The organism is Serinicoccus sp. CUA-874 (assembly GCF_001942225.1).
Classification (GTDB): Bacteria; Actinomycetota; Actinomycetes; order Actinomycetales; family Dermatophilaceae; genus Ornithinicoccus; species Ornithinicoccus marinus.
Map to the genome: position 1 here is coordinate 1 of NZ_MKJZ01000020.1, position 2,383 is coordinate 2,383.

Consider the following 2,383-nt stretch of genomic DNA (forward strand, 5'->3'; position numbering starts at 1 on the left):
ACACCCACGCCGCGACCCACAGCTACGCCATCCTCAGCTCGGGCGGTGTGGTGGCGGATGAGCGAACATTCCCCACCACGTCCGCCGGTCTCGGCCGGGTGAGCCGCCCCGGGATGTCCGGAGACTCGGTTGTGTGTCTCACCCTGCCTGGGCGAGGGTTCTGTGAGCGTAGTGGATCTGCTCGATGACGGCCGGGGTGAGGTCCTCCAGGGACTCGTGCGGGCGCTGGGTGTTGAAGAAGTCGACCCACTCGAAGGTGGCGACCTCGACGTGGTTGACGTCGCGCCAGGGCCCGTGGCGGTTGATCATCTCGGTCTTGAACGAGCCGATCGTGCTCTCGGCCAGGGCGTTGTCGTAGGCGTCTCCGACGGACCCGACCGAGGCGTCGACACCGGCCTCGAGCAACCGGGTCGTGAACGCGATCGACGTATATTGCTTGGGTTCAACCGGTCGTTGCAACACCGGGTTGTTGATGGGAGCGTATCTGGTCCTCGAAGACTTCGGCTGGTGTCTTCCACCCGAGGACCTTGCGGGGCCTGTTGTTGAGGGTGTGCGCGACGGCCTCGAGGTCTTCGGCGGACCAGCGGGACAGGTCGGTGCCCTTGGGGAAGTACTGGCGCAGCAGGCCGTTGGTGTTCTCATTCGTCGGCCGCTGCCATGGGGAGTGTGGGTCGGCGAAGAACACCTTGGTGCCAGTCTGGACCGTGAACAGGGCATGGCCTGAGAGTTCCTTGCCGCGGTCCCAGGTCAGGGTCTTGCGCAGCTGCTCGGGCAGCGTGGTCATCGACGCGGTCAGCGCGGCGTTCATCGCCGTCGCGCCGTACCCACCCAGCGATGGTCCGTTCTTGACCGGTGGGTTCTGGCCCCAGCCCTGCATGCGGGGCAGGTGGACCAGGATCGTGGCGCGGCTGCTGCGCTCCACGATCGTCCCGATCGCGGACCGGCCGGTCCCGATGATCAGGTCGCCTTCCCAGTGGCCGCGCACGGCGCGGTCGTCGGCCTCGGCGGGACGCTGGCTGAGCACGACGTCGGCCGTGACATGCCCACCGGGCTTGTTCTGCGACCTGGCCCTCGGCTGCCGCAGCGCGCGCCCGGTGCGCAGACAGGCGACGAGTTCCCGTTTGAGTGCACCACGGCCCTGGATGAACAGCGACTGGTAGATCGCCTCGTGGCTGATGCGCATGGACTCATCATCGGGGAAGTCGATCTTCAACCGGTGCGCGATCTGTTCCGGGCTCCACGCCAGCGACCAACGCCGGTCGGCGCGGTGCGGCTTGTTCAACCCTTTCCACGGCGGTGGTGTCGGCCCCGGCACGATCGTGCCGTCAGGGCGACGCACATTGCCGGCGAGCCGGTCTTGGACGTACTCCCGCAGCCGGGGGTTGTCGACCAGCTTGGCGGTCTTGGGGCGCTTGGCCGCCTGCTGCGCCTTCCACTGCGCCACGCTGGCCCGATACTCCTGCTTGCCGCTCCTGGTGGCCGCGTTGCGGCGCAGCTCGCGTGAGACCGTCCCCGGGTCGCGTCCTATCGCCCGGACGATCTCACGCACACCCTTGTCTTGGGCGCGCTGAATCGCGATCTCCTCGCGTTCCTCGAACGACAGGTAGCGGCCGGTGGGCTCGGCCAGTGAGATGGGCGGCATGCCGCCAGCGTGGCGAAACCACCGCGTTCCGACCGGCACTGACACGCCGACACCCAGCGCCGCCTCTGCCGTCGTGATGCCCGTGGCGATCAGCCGCCAGAACTGCCGCTGCACCACCCGGGAGGGGTCCGGCCGTCCCGGCGAACGCATCGCCGGCCGCAACGCGCGGTCCGCACGCCACTGCCGACGCGCGCTTTCGGGCATATCGCTGGTCTTCTTGCTCCAGTCCCCTGTTGCCATCGATAGACACCTCCGTGATCGAGGTGTTGCGACGACCGGTTGAATCCGCCTTGCGAGCCCGCGTCCGAGTGCGCCACGAGCCCGGTCAGGTCGATGACGCCCTCCTGGGCGCGAGTGAACATCGCGTGCTCCAGAGCGTCCAGCACCAGCGGCGTGCTCATCGACGTGGCTGCCCGCCAGCCGATCACCCGGCGGGAGAACGCGTCGATCACGAACGCGACGTAGACCATGCCCAACCAGGTCGGCACGTAGACATCCCACGCCAGTCAGAGTCAAGCGGACGTGGGGTCAGGTCGCTGCGGCTGGAGCTTTGTCGCTTGCTGTTGCCCAGGCGGTGGCTTCGTCCCATCGCTGACCGGTGCGAAGGCACCACCAGAGTTTGCCGAGGAGCTTGTTGGCCAAGAGTTGAGTCCCCCATAGTGGTGTAGCGCGGTAGCCGAGGTCGTCGTCTCCGGCGTGTGCGTCAGGCGAGGACGCGGCCACCGCGTGATCCTTCGAGTG

At 67.7% G+C, this 2,383-nt stretch carries 1 protein-coding gene and 2 pseudogenes; all 3 read right to left on the reverse strand.

The annotated features are described in order from the left end of the window. Positions 1–138: 138 nt before the first annotated feature. Positions 139–435 (reverse strand): annotated as a pseudogene (locus BJF80_RS06690) (integrase core domain-containing protein); the annotation flags it as partial. 7 nt (positions 436–442) lie between these two features. Next, positions 443–1,846 (reverse strand): IS30 family transposase, encoded by a 1,404-nt coding sequence (locus BJF80_RS06695; protein ID WP_202817160.1) that lies wholly within the window; start codon positions 1,844–1,846, stop codon positions 443–445. After that, positions 1,732–2,133 (reverse strand): annotated as a pseudogene (locus BJF80_RS21530) (DDE-type integrase/transposase/recombinase); the annotation flags it as partial. The gene BJF80_RS06695 and the pseudogene BJF80_RS21530, both read right to left, overlap by 115 nt. Positions 2,134–2,383: the final 250 nt, after the last annotated feature.

Bases quoted from the DNA above. Each gene is read 5' to 3' on its own strand.
- BJF80_RS06695 (WP_202817160.1), bottom strand. From the start codon at position 1,846: ATGCCCGAAAGCGCGCGTCGGCAGTGGCGTGCGGACCGCGCGTTGCGG.